Genomic DNA, 18035 nt, shown 5'->3' with positions numbered 1-18035 from the left:
TTCAGTTACTTATGATTTGTTATTATGACCAAGTCCTAATTACAGTATATCATGAATCCACTGTACAATAAAAATGATTCCCTTTTTCTCTTTTCTTATGAAAAAATACGGGAGTGATTAATCACTCCCGTTCATTTATTCATGATGCATTGATATGCGTTTTCAACCTTTCCACACAATCTTTGCTACCAGTGACAACCAATCGATCGCCGACTTTCAGAACCGTATCACCATGCGGCACGATCGACTCATTGTCTCTGAAGATACGGGCAATGATGGTATCCCCTAAAAATTCAAGGCGTTTAATCGGTTTTCCGGCATGGACGCCATTGTTCACAACAACTTCAGATAACATATTATCCTGATTGGTGAATAACTTCATGATGCTTGGAGATTTGATCATTGCCTCCAACAGCATGATGGTTGAAGCGAATTTAGAATACACTTCTATGTTCTCATTTCTCAAACGCTCTGCTTTATCATGATCTTCAATGCGGACAATAATCCTTTCGATATCATGCTCCTTGGCCTTTATAGCGATGTTAGCATTTACATCATCATCATGGGTGGAAACGAGCAGCAGATCCGTCTCGAAAACTCCTTTTTGCTTAAGCTCCTCTACCTCGAAAGCTTCTATTAGATGAACATCATAAATAGATGAATGATCTTCTGAATAATGCTGATCCAGCTTGTTCGAGTTCAAATGATAGAGCGATACTTGATAATCTTCATACAGCTTTTTAGATAATGGCAATGTAATACTGTTTGCACCGAGAATCGCCATCGTCTTCTTTTCTCCCTTACTCGTTTTAGGAAATACCTTTTTGAAGAAAATCGGTCCGACTATACTGCTGATTACTCCAACCAGGATGATTGCGGAAGACATTCTCGAATCTACTATATTCATCCGTTCGCCAATTTCAGCAGCAGCAATGACCAACGTCAATTTTGAAGACAATAGGATACCGATACTCAACACCGTATTCACCTTATACCATTTTTTCAACCATAGAACCGGAACAACCTTCGTCACCATGAATGCAAGCAGTAAGAATGGCATTAACATCAATACTTGCATGTCTGATAACAACTCCCATAAATCAAGCCTTACACCGATCATGACAAAGAAGATCGGAATCAAGAAGCCGTAACCGAAGGAATCGAGCTTTTGTACCATTGATGGGTTCGGTGACAATAAAGATACGAGTGCACCAGCCAAAAATGCTCCGAGAATACTTTCAGCCCCCACTTTTTGAGAGAGCGCTACAAGTACGATGATCAAGGTGAAAACGGCCCTCGTATCAATTTGAATCGTACCTTTTGTCAGGCTTTCAAATGTAGAACGTTTCCTGAAATATTTTCCGATAAAATAAAGAGCCAATCCTGCCGCAAAGAGCAGCAACAATAACCAGGTATTTTTCCCCTCTGGCGAATAGACCGAAACGAACACCCCAAGAAGAATCATCGTAGCCAAATCAGCAATGACCGTAATGAGGAGGATCGTTTGACCAAGCTCAGACTTGATGACTCCTGCATCCTTCAACGTCGGAACGACGATTCCTAATGATATCGTCGCTATAATCAACGACATCAGGAAAGCACTATCAATGAATCCTGCCCATACAAACAACCAGGAAACGCCATATGAAAGACCCATCATAAGTCCGAAAATGATAAATGGGAGTGCGATACCACTCGGATCTTTTTTGTTCGACTTTTTCGTTTTTGAAGAAAAGATGGAAAAATCAATTTCCAACCCACTCAAGAACAACAAATAAATGAAACCAAGTGTTGATAACGTCTTTAACAAAGAGTCGGTTTCTACAATATCAAACCCAGTTTTTCCAATGATGAGTCCTGCCATGATTTCGGCCACGATTACCGGAAGGATTTGTATCTTGAATTTATTCAATACAATCGGTGTGAGGAATGCGACAAGTACGACAATGAATAGCGACATGAATGAATGTGTCTCTTCCATAACAACCTCCCTGTCCAATTGATTATTCCATTGAAATAGTCAACTGTTTTACACACCTTTTGACCTCGATTGTTACATACTTTCCAAATGAGGACCAGGGAAAAGCGATAAGAAAACCCACCATCAAAATGTAAATATATTTAATAATATAGGTGTCGAAAAATATTTTGGAGATTTTATAAGAAATATATTGAAATGTGTAAGTTTTTAAAATATTATAAATATATAAGTTCTATATTTTTACAAAAGATATAGAATTTTGAAACTTTACATAAAGGAGGGACTTTTTATGAAAAAGATCAAAATCAAAAAAGTTGAAAAGCTAGTACCACTTGTACGTCACAACTGGTAATCCATTAATAACTTAAATGGATCCATGTAGAAGGGACTATCCGACTCAAGCCAAACTCCACTCCAGCATCGTTTTTTTACATAAATCAACAATGGAGAGTACGGCATATCGGACTGGCCCTTCTACTTTCATTTACAGACATATATTTTTCAATGAGGAGGAAGTGTGTTGAAACCGTTATTTAAAGTGATTTATACCCCAATCATTGAACAAGAAGATAAAATTCAAATCGGTTTAGAGGACGGCAGCCTTGAGATTGAAGATGCAGACGGAACCATCAGAAAAATTCTACATTCCCTCGATGGTACAAAATCCATTACTGATATTGCTGCTGAACACCAAGTTTCCGAACAGGAAGTCATGGATATGATCGAAGAATTGGATGAACATAAACTAATAGAAGATGCCGATGGGACGAGAATCGCTACCTTGAGTGATCATGACCAGGAACGGTATCGAGCGAACATCAATTACTATTCCAATTTTGCTGATCTCCAAACAAATAAATACGTATTTCAGGAAAGATTGAAGGATTCGACCGTGCTCGTTTTGGGTCTCGGCGGAAGCAGTATGCTGACTGCAAGCCTTGCTGGATTAGGTGTCGGCAAGATCATCGGGCTGGACTACGATACGGTAGAACTAAGCAACTTGAACAGACAGTTCCTTTATTCAGAAGATGAAATCGGAACGCTGAAAACAGTAGCAGCCGGAGAACGTCTAAAAAAAATCAATAAGGACATAGAAATTGAAGTACATAACTTAAAAGTGGTAAACGCGAGCTGCATTGATGAACTGGTCAAACAAGCAGATATCATCGTGAATGGAATCGATCAACCTACTATCCTCTCAACGAGATGGGTCAATTTTGCATGCGTGAAGAATCGTAAGCCTTTCCTCCAAGGTGGATTAGGAAACAAAACAATCCTTTGGCAGAAGTTTATCTCTGATGAAGGTGGCTGTTACGACTGTAGTTTGATTGATTCACTTCGAAAAAGCAGCGAATTCGAGCACCAGTTGAAGTCTGTCTATGGGGTTTCTTTTGAGAAGCGGAATACAGCTTATCCACCTAATGTCGCAATTTTGACCGGTCTATTAACAAATGAGATCGCAAAGCATCTGGGAGGATTCGCGGATCGTACTCCCCACTCCTCAACTTATGAATTGGATACGATCACCTATCAGATGACATCCATTACCAATTGGGAAAAACACGATGATTGTCCAACCTGTGGGAGCAGGACTCCTGAAGCAGGAGAGCCAGTAGATTTAGAAACGTTATTGACCATATCAAAAAAGGAAAGAGAAGTCGTTTAACATGATACTTACCCCTGAATCAAAAGTGACTGTCGATCTCTCTGTCCAGAAGGATGGAGATGAATATACAGTTGGTTCCTCCATAACAGGTACGTTCATACGAGTTCCTTATGAGGCCGTAGCAATCATCGAGCTCTTGGATGGTACAAACACCATCGAGGAAATTACAACCCAACTCCAAAAAAGAGAGATCGATGTGGATGTTAGTGAGTTTGTAACTGATCTTAAGGAGATCGGTCTCGTTGCAGAAATTGATGGGGAAGCTTGTGAAGAAGCAGAAAATACTTCGGTTCCATTCAATGAAAACGTGAAGAGATTAGGAATGGTCTTTTATAACCCGATCACAATTCCCCTCTATGTGATCTTATCTTTATCGTGTATCGGTTTGTTTATCTATAAGCCTGCATTGTTACCATCCTATGAAGATATGTTCGTATTTGAATCCATGGGCCTTAGCCTCTTGGTACTTTTTGTTTTATCCTGGGGACTGACTATTCTCCACGAAATCGGTCACTATCTCGCTGCAGTCAGACTCGGGATACCGGTTACTTTCCGATTGAGCTTACGATTATATTGGCTTGTCGTTGAAGCGGATATGACAGGACTTTGGTCCATTCCAAAGAATCAGAGGTACATTCCTTATCTTGGGGGAATGTTCTTTGACGGAATCATGTTGTTCATCGCGTTGATTGTTCAATTATCCAACCCTGCTTTTTATCCACAACTAATGGAACTGACAGCTTTCATCTTAGTTTTCAGGTTCGGATGGCACTGTCTGATTTTCTTACGGACGGATCTTTACTACATTCTTATGAATATGATTAATGTTCCAGGTTTACATGATTATGCGAAACTCTTTTTGAAAGAAAGATTAGGAATCAATCACGGCGAAATCCCATTACGTGAACAACTGAACCAAGTTGAACGAAACTATGTACAAGTCTTTACAGGATTGTATGCTATTGGTGCAAGTATCGCTATCCTTCTGTTCGTCTTTTACTCTGCACCTGGTTTTTACACAGTAGCTACGAATACCTTCCATCAAATCTCTCAGAATGAGTTGAATAGCTTCTATTTTTGGGACGGGCTGCTTATTGTCACCATTTCAATCGTAAATGGGTTGTTATGGCTCAAAGGAGCAAGGACGAAATACAATTTCATGAAAGACAAGCGTTCCGTTCAAGTAGACTGAAAAAACCTTTGGTGCCGTTTCACGGTCTCCAAAGGTTTTTTTTTAGCCTCTTCATATAAGGTACTTCATGAGGGCAGTCGCCATTCCGAAATAGATCAGAACACTGATGATATCATTAATGGTTGTGATGAATGGTCCGGATGCAACCGCAGGATCGATTTTCATCTTATGCATCATCAACGGTATTAAAGCACCAGCAAGTGTCGCGACAATCAATGTAAGGAGTATGGAGACTCCTACCAAAAGACCGAGATGAATCGAACCTTGCCATAAGTATATGATTACGGTAATGACAACTCCGCAGGTTGTTCCTGTAATCAAACCAGTGCCGGCTTCTCTGAGGATGAGACTTTTCAAATCTTGTTTATCTGTTTCTCCTGTTGCAATTCCTCTGACGGCTACTGCCAGTGCTTGAGTCCCGGTATTTCCTGCCATTCCTGCAATCAGCGGAATGAAGATTGCGAGTATAGCGACTTGGTTGATCGTATCTTCAAACTGTCCGATTAAACTTGCGGTTATCATTCCCAAGAATAACAGGATGATCAACCATGGCAGTCTCCGTTTCGCTGCCTGCATCGGATTTCGGTCGACGGTGTCCATATCGGATACTGCGGCAAGTTTGGAATAATCTTCAGATGCTTCTTCATCGATGACATCGACAATATCATCGACTGTAATGATTCCCAATAAATGGTTCTGGAAATCAACAACGGGTAGAGCAAGGAAGTCATAGTCTCTCATCATGCGCGCCGCCTCTTCCTGGTCTTCCCCCACCGAAATGGATACGACTCGATCATTCATGACCTCCGAAACGAAAGTGTTTTCATCAGCTATGATTAAATCCCTCAATGAAATGACTCCGACAAGCTTCTTCATTTCATCGACGACAAACACATAATAAATCGTTTCGGCGTCCGGTGCTTCTTTCCTCAAGATTTGCATCGCTTCCACTACTGTTTGGTGGGCACGAATCGACACAAATTCGGTGGTCATGATACTTCCGGCCGTTTTTTCCTCATAATGAAGCAACTCTTTGATTTCTTGAGCAGCCTCGTCATCCATGATCGTCAAATAACTGGCTAGCTGTTCAGCCTCGAGATCATTCAACACGTCTACAGCATCGTCGGCATACATCTCACCGAGCATTTCAGCCGCATAAAACGGCTGCATCTCGAATAAGTATGCCTTTGTGTCTTCTATGTCAATATTCTCAAATATCTCAGCCATTTCCTCAGGTGAAAGGTATCCATATAAACGGATACGTTGTTCATCACCTAGTTCCCTAAAGAGTCTCGTTTGGTCATATGGATGCATGTCGAGAAAATCGGCACGAAACTGATCAATGTCCTCCCTGTCCAATGCATCAATGACATGTTGAAACTCGTAATCCTCCATTTGTTCCATCTAGATCCCCCTCTCTTCAGGGTACATTGTTACTGATCATTTTAATCAACTATGTAACAGTCTAATCCTAAGAAACAGACTCAACTTTGTCAATTTTCATAGGGATGTTTTCAATTTATTTTCATGAAATGCATAGTTCCTTCAGTAAAAAGATGTTATGATTTTGATTGAACTTCTAAGTAAGGAAGGTAGCACGCATGACAAACCAAGAAAAAGAATCCCCTTTTCAACAAATTGATTATAACCTACTTTTCATCTTATTTCTTTTGATCTGTTCAAGCTGCATAGCGATCTATAGTGCAGTCGGTCTCTACGAACCAAGTTTTGTCATTAAACAATTGGTCTGGTATGCAGTTGGTTTCGTAGCCATTGCATTTGTGATGATCCTGGACTTCGATCAATTCTTGAAGTTGTCCTGGTATATCTATGGCGCTGGTATGTTTCTCTTGCTCGGAATTGCGATTATTCCTTTAGTCGATCCGAACGCAGGTACACCTCAAGCGATTGTTCCTAACATCAACGGAGCTCACAGCTGGTACCGATATGGCGGAGTAGCATTTCAGCCTTCTGAAATCATGAAGGTCGCATTGATCATTACAATCGCCAATTTGATCACTGTCCACAATGAAAAATATAAGAATCGAACCATAAAGGATGATTTCCTTCTCGTAGGAAAGGTCGCCTTAGTCTCGCTTCCTCCTGTCCTCCTTGTCGTCAAACAACCCGACCTCGGGACGACAATGGTGTTCATTGCCATTATCGGAAGCTTATTGTTAGTTTCGGGAATTCGGTGGCGAATCATACTGCTGTTGTCGTTCTTATTGACAGCTGTTATTACGTCATTAGTATTAATCTATTTATATTTCACGGAATTTTTCACTACCTATCTTTTAAAGCCTTATCAGCTTGACCGGTTCTACGGTTGGCTTCAACCGTATGAATTTGATCAAGAGGAAGGTTATCAGCTTGTCCAATCACTGTTAGCGATTGGATCAGGCCAATTATATGGGAAAGGCTTTACAGGAGGAAATGTTACCATCCCAGAACCACAAACCGACTTTATCTTCTCAGTTGTCGGTGAAGAATTCGGGTTCATGGGGACCAGTTTCCTAATTTCATTGTTCTTCCTATTAATTTACCGGATCATCCAGACTGCTTTGGAAAGTAATGATCCGTTCGGAAGTTATTTATGTGCAGGCGTCATCGGCATGATCACCTTCCAGGTTTTCCAAAATATCGGTATGACAATCGGCCTTTTACCGATTACAGGTATTCCATTGCCGTTTCTCAGTTATGGAGGAAGCTCCATCCTAGCCAGCATGATTGCCATCGGACTTGTATTGAATGTCAGGTCGCGAACACGGAATTATATGTTTGATTGAAGAAAGCACCTGCTTCAAGCAGGTGCTTTTTAAGTTTTGGCGGCTCGAATCACTTTTTTCCACCTGAAAATCCATTTTGTAGATAAATATATGTTTTTGTAGGTAATTCTTCATTTTTGTAGATAATCCTGAATTTTCGTAGATAATTTCAATTTTTCGTAGATAAATCTTCATTTTTGGTAGATAAACTGCTGCTTCGTCCTTTTTTAACGGAGTACAAAGCCATTTCGATGCTAAATCGGCCAGTAAAAAGAAAAAAGGGCTTGTGAATCGCTCAAAACAGCTTCAATCGTTCCAAGTTCAGCAGATTTCTAGCATAAAATAAGAGTAATCGAATTTTCCGGTCAGCCTGCAGGTGCTTTTTCCTTCCACTTTTGTTATTTTATAAATAATCTTCATACGGATATCATTACCAAGAGGTGAAATTATGAGATACGATGTCATTGGGGATATACATGGTTGTTACAATGAATTGATTGAGCTGATTGAAAAACTCGGTTACCAAAATCACGATGGAGACTTATCGCATCCTGAAGGAAGGAAGTTGGTGTTCCTTGGTGATTTGACGGATCGTGGTCCTGCTTCCATTAAAGTGATTGAGTTTGTATACCGACTTGTTAAACAAGACACCGCATTGTATTCTCCTGGGAATCACTGTGACAAATTGTATCGCTATTTCCTAGGCCGGAATGTCCAGATCAAACATGGACTTGAGACAACTGTAGAAGAGTTCAATCAATTATCGTCCAAGCAGAAACAAGATGTTTCTAAACGTTTCAAGAAAATGTTTGAAGCTGCTCCTCTTTATTTACAACTTGATGAAAATCGATTAGTCGTCGCCCATGCTGGCATAAGAGAAGACTTGATTGGCCATACCCATAAGAGAGTACGGACCTTCGTCCTTTACGGTGATATTACAGGAGAAAGACATGAGGATGGCATGCCTATTCGACGAGATTGGGCGAAGAAGTACGGCGGTGATCCAATCATCGTCTATGGACATACACCAGTGAAAGAACCACGCCGTGCGGGCAATACGATCAATATTGATACAGGATGTGTGTTCGGGGGCAGCTTAACAGCCTATCGTTATCCTGAAGATACAACCGTCTCCGTTCCATCAAGCATGCCGGTCGTTGAAGAAAAGTTTAGATCTTTCGATGATTGATATAAAAAACGAAAGAGGGTGACCGCTCGGGTCATCCTCTTTCTCTTTGGATCAACTTCTTCATATCATCTGGAATAGGTGCTTCAAGATTTACCTCTTTCTCTTTGAATGGGTGGTAAAATCGCATCGTCCTGCTATGGAGAGCTTGACGATCAATCATGGATCGCTCACCGCCATACAAGTCATCTCCAAGCAAAGGATATCCGATGGAGGCCATATGAACCCGTATTTGATGGGTTCTCCCCGTTTCCAGTTTCAGCTCCACAAGGGAATAGTCCTCATAGCTCTGTTTCAGCTCATAACGTGTAATCGCCTGCTGGCCCCCGTCCGTTACACAACGCTCAATGATACTCCCTTCTTTTCTGCCAATCGGTCGATCGATCATTCCTTTTTCAATGGCGGGTGTACCATGACAAAGGGCAACATACGTACGGTTGAGCTTCCTTGATTGTTGCTGGCGGGAGAGCAAGGAATGCCCGTAACGATGCTTGGCGAAAAGGACGATTCCAGAGGTGTCTCGGTCCAGGCGGTTGATCGTATGGATCGTAGATGGAATTCCATTCTCCTGAAAATAATGAAGAACCCCTTGAGCAAGGGATTCATCGTTTTGAAACCGAGAAGGAATCGTAGGCAGACAAGGCGCCTTATTGACAGCAAGGAAATGTTCATCCTCATATAAAACCTTCAAAGGGATTGAAACAGGTTCCATGGAAAGGCTGATTTCCTCTTTGGGGAATACGACCTTCACAACGTCACCTTCGCATAGTCGACGTTTTACCGTAACACTCTCATCGTTTACGAAGAGTGCGCCTCCCTTATACTTGATGTCTGTCAATGCCTGTCTGGAAATCATTTTCTTCCTGATGAGATAATCTCGCAATAACATGCCCGCCTCAGAAAAATCGACCGACCATGAAAACGCTGTTTGCTTCATATTCCTTCTACTCGTTTCCTTTCATTATTCCTTTACAAAGGATTCCTTGACTCTTTTCCAGAATGGGAACGGTCTGAATCGGGCGAATCGTACCTTCTCCTCAGCTACTCTGCATTGTATTGATTTGACTTTTTCATGCAGGAGAAAGAGATGATCGATTGTAATATGAAAGTCGACATCGTTGACCGGATTTAACAGACACGTATGATGCTGAGGCAGGACGAGCGGCGATCCTACAGTACGGAATACACGGTTATTGATTGATGCCATTTCTGCCAGTTGGATGGACGGTAAGGATGGATGGATGATTGCTCCACCTAGAGCCTTATTATAGGCCGTACTTCCTGAAGGTGTGGAGATACATAAACCATCTCCCCTGAATGTTTCAAACTCCTCACCTTTAATTTCCACATTCATGACAAGTGAGCCCTCCACGCTCTTTACTGTACATTCGTTCATCGCCAAATAGCGGCTCTCTTTGTCATCATTCAGATATCTTACAGTCACTTCCAGTAACGGATACTCGACAATTTGGAAAGGTGTCTTTGCGATATGTATGACAAGCTTTTCTACCTCTTCCGGCGTCCAGTCTGCATAAAAACCGAGATGACCAGTATGCACACCGACAAAAGCCGTTTCATCGACACGCTCAATATAATGGTGGAACGCATGAAGCAAGGTTCCGTCTCCACCGATGGATATGACGATGTCCGGCTCCTTCTCATCCCAAGACAGGTCGAAATCCAACAAATAAGATTTGATCCGTTTTTCAAGCTTTGCGGATGTTTCATCACCTTTTGATATAATCGAAAATTTCATGGCTATCAAATCCTCACTTTACTAGTGTCGATTATGTAAGCTTCCGCTTCTCTTTCTGCTCAAAGATCTTTTGCGCTTCTTGAATTTCACCTTTAATCAGCGACATTTCTTCATCTAGTCGGAATGCAGCCTCTGCTGCACGCTGCAACCGGTTCTCGATGTTCTTCGGAATTGCGCCGGAATACTTATAGTTTAAAGAATGCTCAATGGTCGCCCAGAAATTCATCGCCAATGTACGAATTTGTATTTCAACGAGCAAATGCTTTTCACCTTCACCAATTTGAACTGGATACGAAACAACAACATGGAAAGAACGATACCCACTTGGTTTCTTATTGGTTATATAATCTCTCTTTTCAATGATCTTGAGATCTTTCCGATTACTTAACAGATGGATGACAGCGTAAATATCATCAACGAATTGGCACATGATACGGATACCAGCAATATCCTGGATTTCCGTTTCAATTTCATCCAATGATAAGTTCTTCCGTTTCGTCTTATCCAGTATACTTGCAATCGGCTTCACTCTGCCCGTGACAAATTCAATCGGCGAATGTTTATTTTCAATGAGACATTGTTCCCTTACGCCTTTAAGTTTGATTTTAAGTTCTTCCACTGCTTGTTTATAAGGATTCAATAGAACGTTCCAGTCCATCTTACCACCACCGAAATTTAATATTCGGGAAATCTGAGTGAAGAGAAGATCTAGTCTTTCTCTGGTTGGAAGATCTCCTCCACACTGCTCATCATTTCACTTCCGTAATTAGCATTCCCTGAAATGTTCTGTGTAAGGTAATCCATCTCATCCTTCAAACCTTTTAATGAAATGGTCTGATGGTCCGATAGATTCAAGACAGCTTCTTTCTCTTCCTCCATGACTTTCTTCAGCCCGGTCCAGTGGTCCTTTGGAATGGACACATAGATGAAGCTGTCGTCCGTTTCTAATATATAAATGAATGATAGGGAATCCGAGTCTACAAGAACTTGTCCAGATGGTTCCAATGTTAAGTTCTCAGGTAGATTTTCACTGTTTGTATTGAATTGTATGATGTTGTCCTGTATCTCAGTTGATGTCACTTCTAGTCTTGTAGTCATCATGGTCCTCCTATGTATAAATCTGATTACCAACTATAAGTGTATCATATTTTCCAGCTTGATAATAATTGTAGACCCTTTATGGATATGAGATAATAACACGGAAAAATTGCTAATCGAGGTGCTCATTTTGAATCAAGAAGTTGAAATTGAACTGAAGAACCTATTGACTAAGGAAGAATTCCAAGACCTGATGAATTACTTTTCCATTCCTGAAACATCCTTCACAACTCAAACGAATTATTATTTCGATACAGATGCCGATACACTCAAGAAAAACGGAAGTGCGCTCCGGATCAGGAAAAAACAAAACACGTATACGTTGACGCTGAAACAGCCTCATGGCGAAGATCTAATGGAGTTCAGCGACACGCTGACAGAAGATGAAGCACGTCATATGATTGAAGGAACGAAGACTCCAGAAAGTGAAGTATTAAGACACATCGAAAAGACGTTCGAAATTCAACCATCAAGCCTGCACTGTTCAGGATCTTTAATGACTTCACGTCATGAGCGTCCATATGAATCCGGTCTTCTTGTCTTAGACCATTCAAAATATTTAAGCGTTGAAGATTTTGAAGTGGAGTTCGAGGTTCCAAACCGGAAACAAGGTGAAAAGGAATTTAAAGAATTGCTTCAGAAATTTCAAATCCCTTTGAGAGAAACCCCGAATAAGATTAAACGCTTTTTTGATCATAAAGAATCTCTCTCCTAAATGAAATTCCAACTGTTGTGAACTGACATCATTTGGTATGATGAGGGTACTTAAGAAAGTAGGGATGATCATGAATAGCCAGTGGATACAATCCTTTCTTCACCTTCAATCCATCCGTCGATTCAATAATGGAAGCGGTCCTTCTTTACCGCGCCTTTCCTGGAATCCTTTATTCCAGCAAGAGCTACAATCCTTGCTACAGCCTGTAACGAACCGGAGAATGATCCATTCATCTGCTAAGCCATTTGCACTCGGGCAGCTCCAAAAGCCACAGCAACTGGACAGAATACAGTCAGATACACATGACAAACCTTATTCCAACTACATAAATGAAGCTGCTGAAAGATATAAGCTTGACCCTTCGCTGATCCATGCTGTCATCAAGCAGGAGTCGAATTATAATGCGTTAAGTACGAGCCCTGCTGGTGCCATGGGACTTATGCAGCTTATGCCTAAGACAGCAGAATGGCTGGATGTCAAGAATCCATATGATCCAAAAGACAATATTATGGGCGGCGCTAAGTATCTTCGTGAGATGCTCGATCGTTTCGATGGCAATATCCAGACAGCGCTTGCCGCTTATAATGCTGGACCAGGAAATGTAGAAAAATATAATGGAATACCACCATTCAACGAAACCACCAACTATGTGAAGAAAGTGATGCACAATTATCTAAACGTATAAATTCAGACCTGTAAGGGTGAACGGGAAGACGCTCAAGTCTTCATCATGTTCACTCTTTTTTTATTCCGCATTCGACTGACTCACCTTTCATAAATAAGTCCCTCAATCAGATTGTTTGCCGAATGAAGGACAGCATTGCTAAAATAAGTATGAACTTCTTGGAACAAAATAAGGTAGGTTACAATTTATGGATAATCAACAGACACCATTTGAAAACATTGGTGGATCACATATGATTGAAAAACTGGTAGAAGCTTTTTATAACCGCGTGCAGCACCACCCGGACCTAGCACCGATTTTTCCGGATGACTTAACTGAAACGATGCGTAAACAGAAACAATTTTTGACTCAATTTCTTGGTGGACCTACGCTATACACGGCGGAACATGGGCATCCAATGTTACGTGCAAGACATCTTCCATTTCCAATAACAAAAACACGAGCTGAGGCATGGTTGTCATGTATGAAAGAAGCGATGGAAGAAGTAGATTTGGAAAGCCCCTATAAGGAACAAATAATCAGCCGATTGACGATGACGGCTTATCATATGGTTAACCATCCTGAATAAGAACGAGAGAAAGGAGAATAACCATTGGCACTTGAAAATGGATCGAACACAAAAATGTCATCTGAAACTGAATGTGAAGAGTGCGAACTTCCTCTTTCTCCCAAGAAACGACCGATTGAAATCTATTCATTCGTGGATCCTTTATGTCCAGAATGCTGGGGGCTGGAACCCGTAATAAAAAAACTGCAAATCGAATACGGCACCCATTTTCGCTTGAGACATCTGATGGGCGGACGTATCGATTATTGGAATTCTGTCGTCCAGAAACGAAACGGGATGTGTACAAAGGAAGATGTCGCAAAGAAATGGGAGATTACGGCCAATCGATCAGGTATGTCATGTGATGGTGACGTTTGGTTTGAAGATCCAATTCAGACTCCCTATATCGCATCAATAGCTGTAAAAGCTGCAGAACTACAAGGTAAAACAAGCGGGATGCTTTTCTTACGGAAACTGAGAGAAGTCCTCTTCTTGCAAAAGCAGAACATCACAAAGCTGGACGTCCTCACAAGCTGTGCGGAGGAAGCAGGTTTGGATGTAGAAGAATTCAAGAAAGACCTACATTCTGAAACAGCTGTGAAAGCATTCCAATGCGACGTGAAAACCACTCAAGAAATGGAAGTCAATCAACTTCCGTCCCTCGTTTTTTTCAGTGATACGTCCAATGAAGGAATCAAAATAACAGGGATGTATTCCTATGATGTTTACGTGCATATTCTGGAAGAACTTCTTGGCGAATTACCTGAAAAATGCTCTCCACCTCCATTAGAAGAGTTTTTGAGGAGATATGGATTCGTTGCTACAAAGGAAATTTCTGAGGTCTACAACCTTTCCTATCGCGAAGTGGAAAACGAAATGAAGAAACTGACATTACAACAAATCGTCGAGCGGGTTCCTGTAAAACATGGTACGTTCTGGCGTTATATTCAATCGCCATCCTCTTAAAGGATGGCTTTTTTATATCTTCCGCTACCCATAAGCATGTTTTCAGGAAGCACTCATACGATAGTAAGGAAAGGAGATGGATAATATGCCAGTCACCTATAGAACGTTGATCGGCCTCTTTGCCGTGCTTGTAAGCTTTGTTCTTGTCGTCCTTGGTTTATTAAAAATCTTCCCTTTGTTCATCGCCACCCCTCTACTCTTTCTGTCCATCTTCCATCTATTGGTCCGTTTCAACAATCGGAATAAATTCAAAGGCTTCAAAATATAAAAGGGCTGACGAATGTCAGCCCTTTTGATTTCGTATTATTGTTCTTCAAACAGCAATTTTTCCATTTCATCCAATACTTCCTCAAACACAGATAGTGCGTCTTCGATTGGTTTACTGCTTGTCATATCCACGCCTGCCTTTTTCAAGACTTCGATCGGATAATCCGAGCTTCCTGCCTTCAAGAATTCGAGGTAGCGTTCGACTGCTGGTTCTCCCTCTTCAAGAATTTGTTTAGAAAGGGAAGCGGCAGCACTGAATCCAGTTGCATATTGATAGACATAGTAATTGTAGTAGAAGTGAGGAATTCTTGCCCACTCTAATCCAATTTCTTCATCGATGATGATATCTTCTCCGAAGTATTTTTCATTCAACTCATAATATAGCTTTGTCAATAATTCAGGTGTCAACGCTTCACCTTCAGCCGCACGTTCATGGATCAACTGTTCGAATTCTGCAAACATCGTTTGGCGGAAGACAGTTCCACGGAATCCTTCAAGATGATGATTCAATAAGTATAATTTTTTCTTCTTATCTTCAGTATTTTTCAGCAAGTAATCGTTCAGCAATGCTTCATTACACGTGGAAGCAACCTCTGCGACAAAAATGGAATAGTTCGCATATGGATATGGCTGTGTTTCCCTTGTGTAATAGCTGTGCACGGAGTGACCGATTTCGTGAGTAAGTGTGAACAAATTATTCACGTTATCCTGCCAGTTCATCAAGATGTATGGCATCGTTCCGTACGCTCCAGAAGAATAGGCACCACTTCGCTTACCAACATTCTCTTGTACATCGATCCATCTCTTCTCGTAGCCTTCTCGTACGATATCGACATACCCTTCACCCATCGGTGCAAGACTCTTCAGGACAAGCTCCTTCGCTTCATCATAAGGAATTTCCATCTTAGCATCCTTCACAATCGGGGTATAAAGGTCATACATATGAAGCTCATCAAGCTCCAGAGCTTTCTTACGGAGCCTCACATAACGATGCAACAGATGAAGATTATCGTTCACCGTTTTAACCAGATTATCGTAGACCTGTTCTGGAATATTGTTCGAATCCAACGCTGCCTGTCTCGCAGAATCGTATTTTCTTACTCGTGCATTAAAGTTGTCTTTCTTGACCGTCCCACTCAAGGTACTAGCAAATGTATTCTTGAACTTATCATACGTACCGTACATTGCCTCAAAGGCATTCTTGCGGACTTCTTGATTATCACTTTCTAAGAATCTGATATAACGGCCATGCGTTATTTCGACTTCTTCCCCATTTTCATCCTTGATCGTCGGAAATTTCATATCCGCATTATTCAGCATTCCAAAAGTATTACTGGAGCTGTTTGTAACCTCACTGACTCCTGCAAGAAGTGCTTCCTCCTTTTGGGAAAGGACGTGCGGTCGACTTCGATTGATTTCATCAAGCATATGTTCATAAAGCTTCAATTCTTCTTTTTCTTCAACGAAAGAGCGGATAATACTTTCTTCAAGCGAAAGGATTTCCGGCACAATGAATGAAAGGTGGCTGCTCGTTTCAGTTGCTAAAGATGAAGCACGGTCATTCAACCCTTGATAAAATGAATTTGTCGTGTCTTGATCATAACGCATATGAGCATATGTATAGAGCTTTCCTAAACGCATTGTGATTTCATTCTGTAATTGTAAAGCTTCATACAAAACATCTGCTGATTCTCCAAGCTTTCCTTGATACTGATCAATTTGAGGGATCAACTCTTTTATTTTCTTGAATTCAGCCTCCCATACCTCATCAGTTTCAAAAATAGCTTCAAGATCCCACGTATCCTTAACTGGTATTTCTTCTCTTTTAGGAAGTGATTTTACTGCTTGTTCTGCCATAATGATTACATCCTCCTTCTTTTCCCGATTAACGGTTACAGGTCAATGGTAAAGGTATCCTTCATCAATTACAAAACATACCTACTACATATAAATTCTAGCACCACCTCTATTATCCTTCATCTACACGAAAGAATCATTTGTCTGACCTTATCTTCCACTCCTTCAATCGTGTTTGGAAATCGAATCTCTTTTTTCTTCCGGAATGTTGCCTTCCCAGTTTTCTTCAGGATCCCAATTTTACTCAACCAGCAAAGGTAATCCATGAGTGCATAGGAGAAATGGCTATCTGGCATATTCAATCCCTTACGGATTTTGATTTTATAGATGGGCATATGAGTTACAAATCCTCTATACACATCTCTGAATTCAAAAGAAGTATCTAACGGAAATGGATGAAGGATTTCAACCAAAAAGACACTCTGCCAAACATACGCTGGTGTCTCGAACCATATCCCATGTTTCAATGGCATTCCAGCTTCTAACGGAAAAAGGCAAGGCGTGATTCCTCTATTCAAGAACATCCGTTTCAAGGATATAACTGAGGCTTGTTTATTAACATGTAAATAAAGTCTGGCATTGGTCAATTTCTGGATCCACAGGTCTACAAACTCGTTTGGAAAACGTAAAGATGGATTTTTTAAAAAGAAGGGAAGTTTGAATCGGTTTAAAGAGAATATTTCATGTAAAGCGAAAAATGTATTCGTTGAAAAGGGGAAAATTCCATATAACATCGTGAACGCTGAAGTGAGAGGACAATAATACAGTAGAAAGGGAGAAGAGTTTGATCGTTCAATCCAACAGAGAGCTTGGACAGACAGCTCATCAAAGCGATAAAGATGATTTGAAACGTTGTTAAGTCTTTTCTTTCCAAGGATCCAATAAGGGAGAATACCTGCTTTCAGGAAGGTGGTGGTTCGTTTGAAGAGGAGATCGGTGGGAATCGTTGCACATTGATATTCAATGGCAATAGGTGGAGATAGATTCGTCACAAACAAATCTGGGCGCTGTTTAAGGTGCGGTAAATACGTTTCCAATTCGACATTTAGAGATTGATTTACCAGCTGCTGGTACAGTTGTTTCTTCCCAAACAAATGATACATGGACTCAGGTTCAAAATCAGCACGACATATACTGCCTTTTTCATGTGAGAAATGCCAAATCCGCTTTTCCCCGAGACGAATCATCATCTTTCTCTTACACACCGGACATCGGAACTGTTCGTTATTCTTCATATCCAGAAGTGTCGATTTTTTCTGAGGAATAGCAAGATTAAGGAGTTCACCATTTTCTCTTAAAGCGGTTAACAAGGAACCACCCCTCTTATGGAATTATTTCATACAGTTGGTATTCG

The 18035-nt window shown here is 40.9% G+C and carries 17 protein-coding genes; 9 read left to right on the top strand and 8 right to left on the bottom strand.

What is annotated here, in order from left to right; translation table 11 throughout:
- Positions 1 to 139: 139 nt before the first annotated feature.
- Entirely contained in the window at positions 140 to 1981 is a 1842-nt protein-coding gene (locus V1497_RS07120) for a monovalent cation:proton antiporter family protein (protein ID WP_349410286.1), read from the bottom strand.
- Between the two features lie 520 nt (positions 1982 to 2501).
- Between V1497_RS07120 and V1497_RS07115 the strand changes: the two genes are divergently transcribed.
- Both V1497_RS07115 and V1497_RS07110 read left to right on the top strand, forming a co-directional pair.
- Positions 2502 to 3647, top strand: a complete 1146-nt coding sequence (locus V1497_RS07115) for a ThiF family adenylyltransferase (protein ID WP_349410285.1) — start codon at positions 2502 to 2504, stop codon at positions 3645 to 3647.
- A gap of 1 nt (position 3648) precedes the next feature.
- Positions 3649 to 4839: a PqqD family protein gene (locus V1497_RS07110; RefSeq protein WP_349410284.1), complete on the top strand. Its 1191-nt coding sequence runs from the start codon at positions 3649 to 3651 to the stop codon at positions 4837 to 4839.
- A 51-nt stretch (positions 4840 to 4890) separates the two neighbouring features.
- Here V1497_RS07110 and mgtE read toward each other — a convergent pair whose 3' ends face one another.
- Positions 4891 to 6243 (bottom strand): magnesium transporter, encoded by a 1353-nt coding sequence (mgtE, locus tag V1497_RS07105; protein WP_349410283.1) that lies wholly within the window; start codon positions 6241 to 6243, stop codon positions 4891 to 4893.
- A 197-nt stretch (positions 6244 to 6440) separates the two neighbouring features.
- On the opposite strand from mgtE, the gene V1497_RS07100 reads away from it, so the two are divergent.
- Complete coding sequence (locus tag V1497_RS07100) at positions 6441 to 7625, top strand: FtsW/RodA/SpoVE family cell cycle protein (protein WP_349410282.1); 1185 nt, start codon at positions 6441 to 6443, stop codon at positions 7623 to 7625.
- A gap of 427 nt (positions 7626 to 8052) precedes the next feature.
- Complete coding sequence (gene prpE / locus V1497_RS07095; protein WP_349410281.1) at positions 8053 to 8793, top strand: bis(5'-nucleosyl)-tetraphosphatase PrpE; 741 nt, start codon at positions 8053 to 8055, stop codon at positions 8791 to 8793.
- A gap of 31 nt (positions 8794 to 8824) precedes the next feature.
- On the opposite strand, the gene V1497_RS07090 is transcribed toward prpE, so the two are convergent.
- From V1497_RS07090 to V1497_RS07075, 4 genes are read right to left on the bottom strand one after another with little or no spacing between them, the layout of a single operon-like run.
- Positions 8825 to 9727: an RluA family pseudouridine synthase gene (locus V1497_RS07090; protein WP_349410280.1), complete on the bottom strand. Its 903-nt coding sequence runs from the start codon at positions 9725 to 9727 to the stop codon at positions 8825 to 8827.
- 24 nt (positions 9728 to 9751) lie between these two features.
- Entirely contained in the window at positions 9752 to 10546 is a 795-nt protein-coding gene (locus V1497_RS07085) for an NAD kinase (RefSeq protein ID WP_349410279.1), read from the bottom strand.
- A 31-nt stretch (positions 10547 to 10577) separates the two neighbouring features.
- Positions 10578 to 11204, bottom strand: coding sequence for a GTP pyrophosphokinase family protein (locus V1497_RS07080; protein WP_349410278.1), 627 nt, complete (start codon positions 11202 to 11204; stop codon positions 10578 to 10580).
- 50 nt (positions 11205 to 11254) lie between these two features.
- Complete coding sequence (locus V1497_RS07075) at positions 11255 to 11647, bottom strand: hypothetical protein (protein ID WP_349410277.1); 393 nt, start codon at positions 11645 to 11647, stop codon at positions 11255 to 11257.
- Positions 11648 to 11765: 118 nt separating this feature from the next.
- On the opposite strand from V1497_RS07075, the gene V1497_RS07070 reads away from it, so the two are divergent.
- From V1497_RS07070 to V1497_RS07050, 5 genes are all read left to right on the top strand, one after another.
- On the top strand, positions 11766 to 12359 hold the full coding sequence (locus tag V1497_RS07070) for a CYTH domain-containing protein (RefSeq protein WP_349410276.1): 594 nt from the start codon (positions 11766 to 11768) through the stop codon (positions 12357 to 12359).
- A gap of 67 nt (positions 12360 to 12426) precedes the next feature.
- Complete coding sequence (locus V1497_RS07065) at positions 12427 to 13044, top strand: lytic transglycosylase domain-containing protein (RefSeq protein WP_349410760.1); 618 nt, start codon at positions 12427 to 12429, stop codon at positions 13042 to 13044.
- A gap of 187 nt (positions 13045 to 13231) precedes the next feature.
- Positions 13232 to 13612 carry a globin gene (locus V1497_RS07060; RefSeq protein WP_349410275.1) on the top strand — a complete coding sequence of 127 codons (381 nt, stop codon included), beginning with the start codon at positions 13232 to 13234 and terminating at the stop codon, positions 13610 to 13612.
- Between the two features lie 54 nt (positions 13613 to 13666).
- Positions 13667 to 14557: a ClpXP adapter SpxH family protein gene (locus V1497_RS07055; protein ID WP_349410759.1), complete on the top strand. Its 891-nt coding sequence runs from the start codon at positions 13667 to 13669 to the stop codon at positions 14555 to 14557.
- Between the two features lie 85 nt (positions 14558 to 14642).
- Positions 14643 to 14825, top strand: coding sequence for a hypothetical protein (locus tag V1497_RS07050; protein WP_349410274.1), 183 nt, complete (start codon positions 14643 to 14645; stop codon positions 14823 to 14825).
- A gap of 35 nt (positions 14826 to 14860) precedes the next feature.
- Here V1497_RS07050 and pepF read toward each other — a convergent pair whose 3' ends face one another.
- A complete protein-coding gene (pepF, locus tag V1497_RS07045; protein ID WP_349410273.1) occupies positions 14861 to 16681 on the bottom strand; it encodes an oligoendopeptidase F in 1821 nt (606 codons plus the stop codon).
- 119 nt (positions 16682 to 16800) lie between these two features.
- Positions 16801 to 17991 (bottom strand): competence protein CoiA, encoded by a 1191-nt coding sequence (locus V1497_RS07040; RefSeq protein WP_349410272.1) that lies wholly within the window; start codon positions 17989 to 17991, stop codon positions 16801 to 16803.
- Between the last annotated feature and the right edge of the window lie 44 nt (positions 17992 to 18035).

Source organism: Pseudalkalibacillus sp. SCS-8 (genome assembly GCF_040126055.1).
GTDB classification, from domain to species: Bacteria; Bacillota; Bacilli; order Bacillales; family Fictibacillaceae; genus Pseudalkalibacillus; species Pseudalkalibacillus nanhaiensis.
This window is presented reverse-complemented; position numbering and strand designations above follow the sequence as displayed.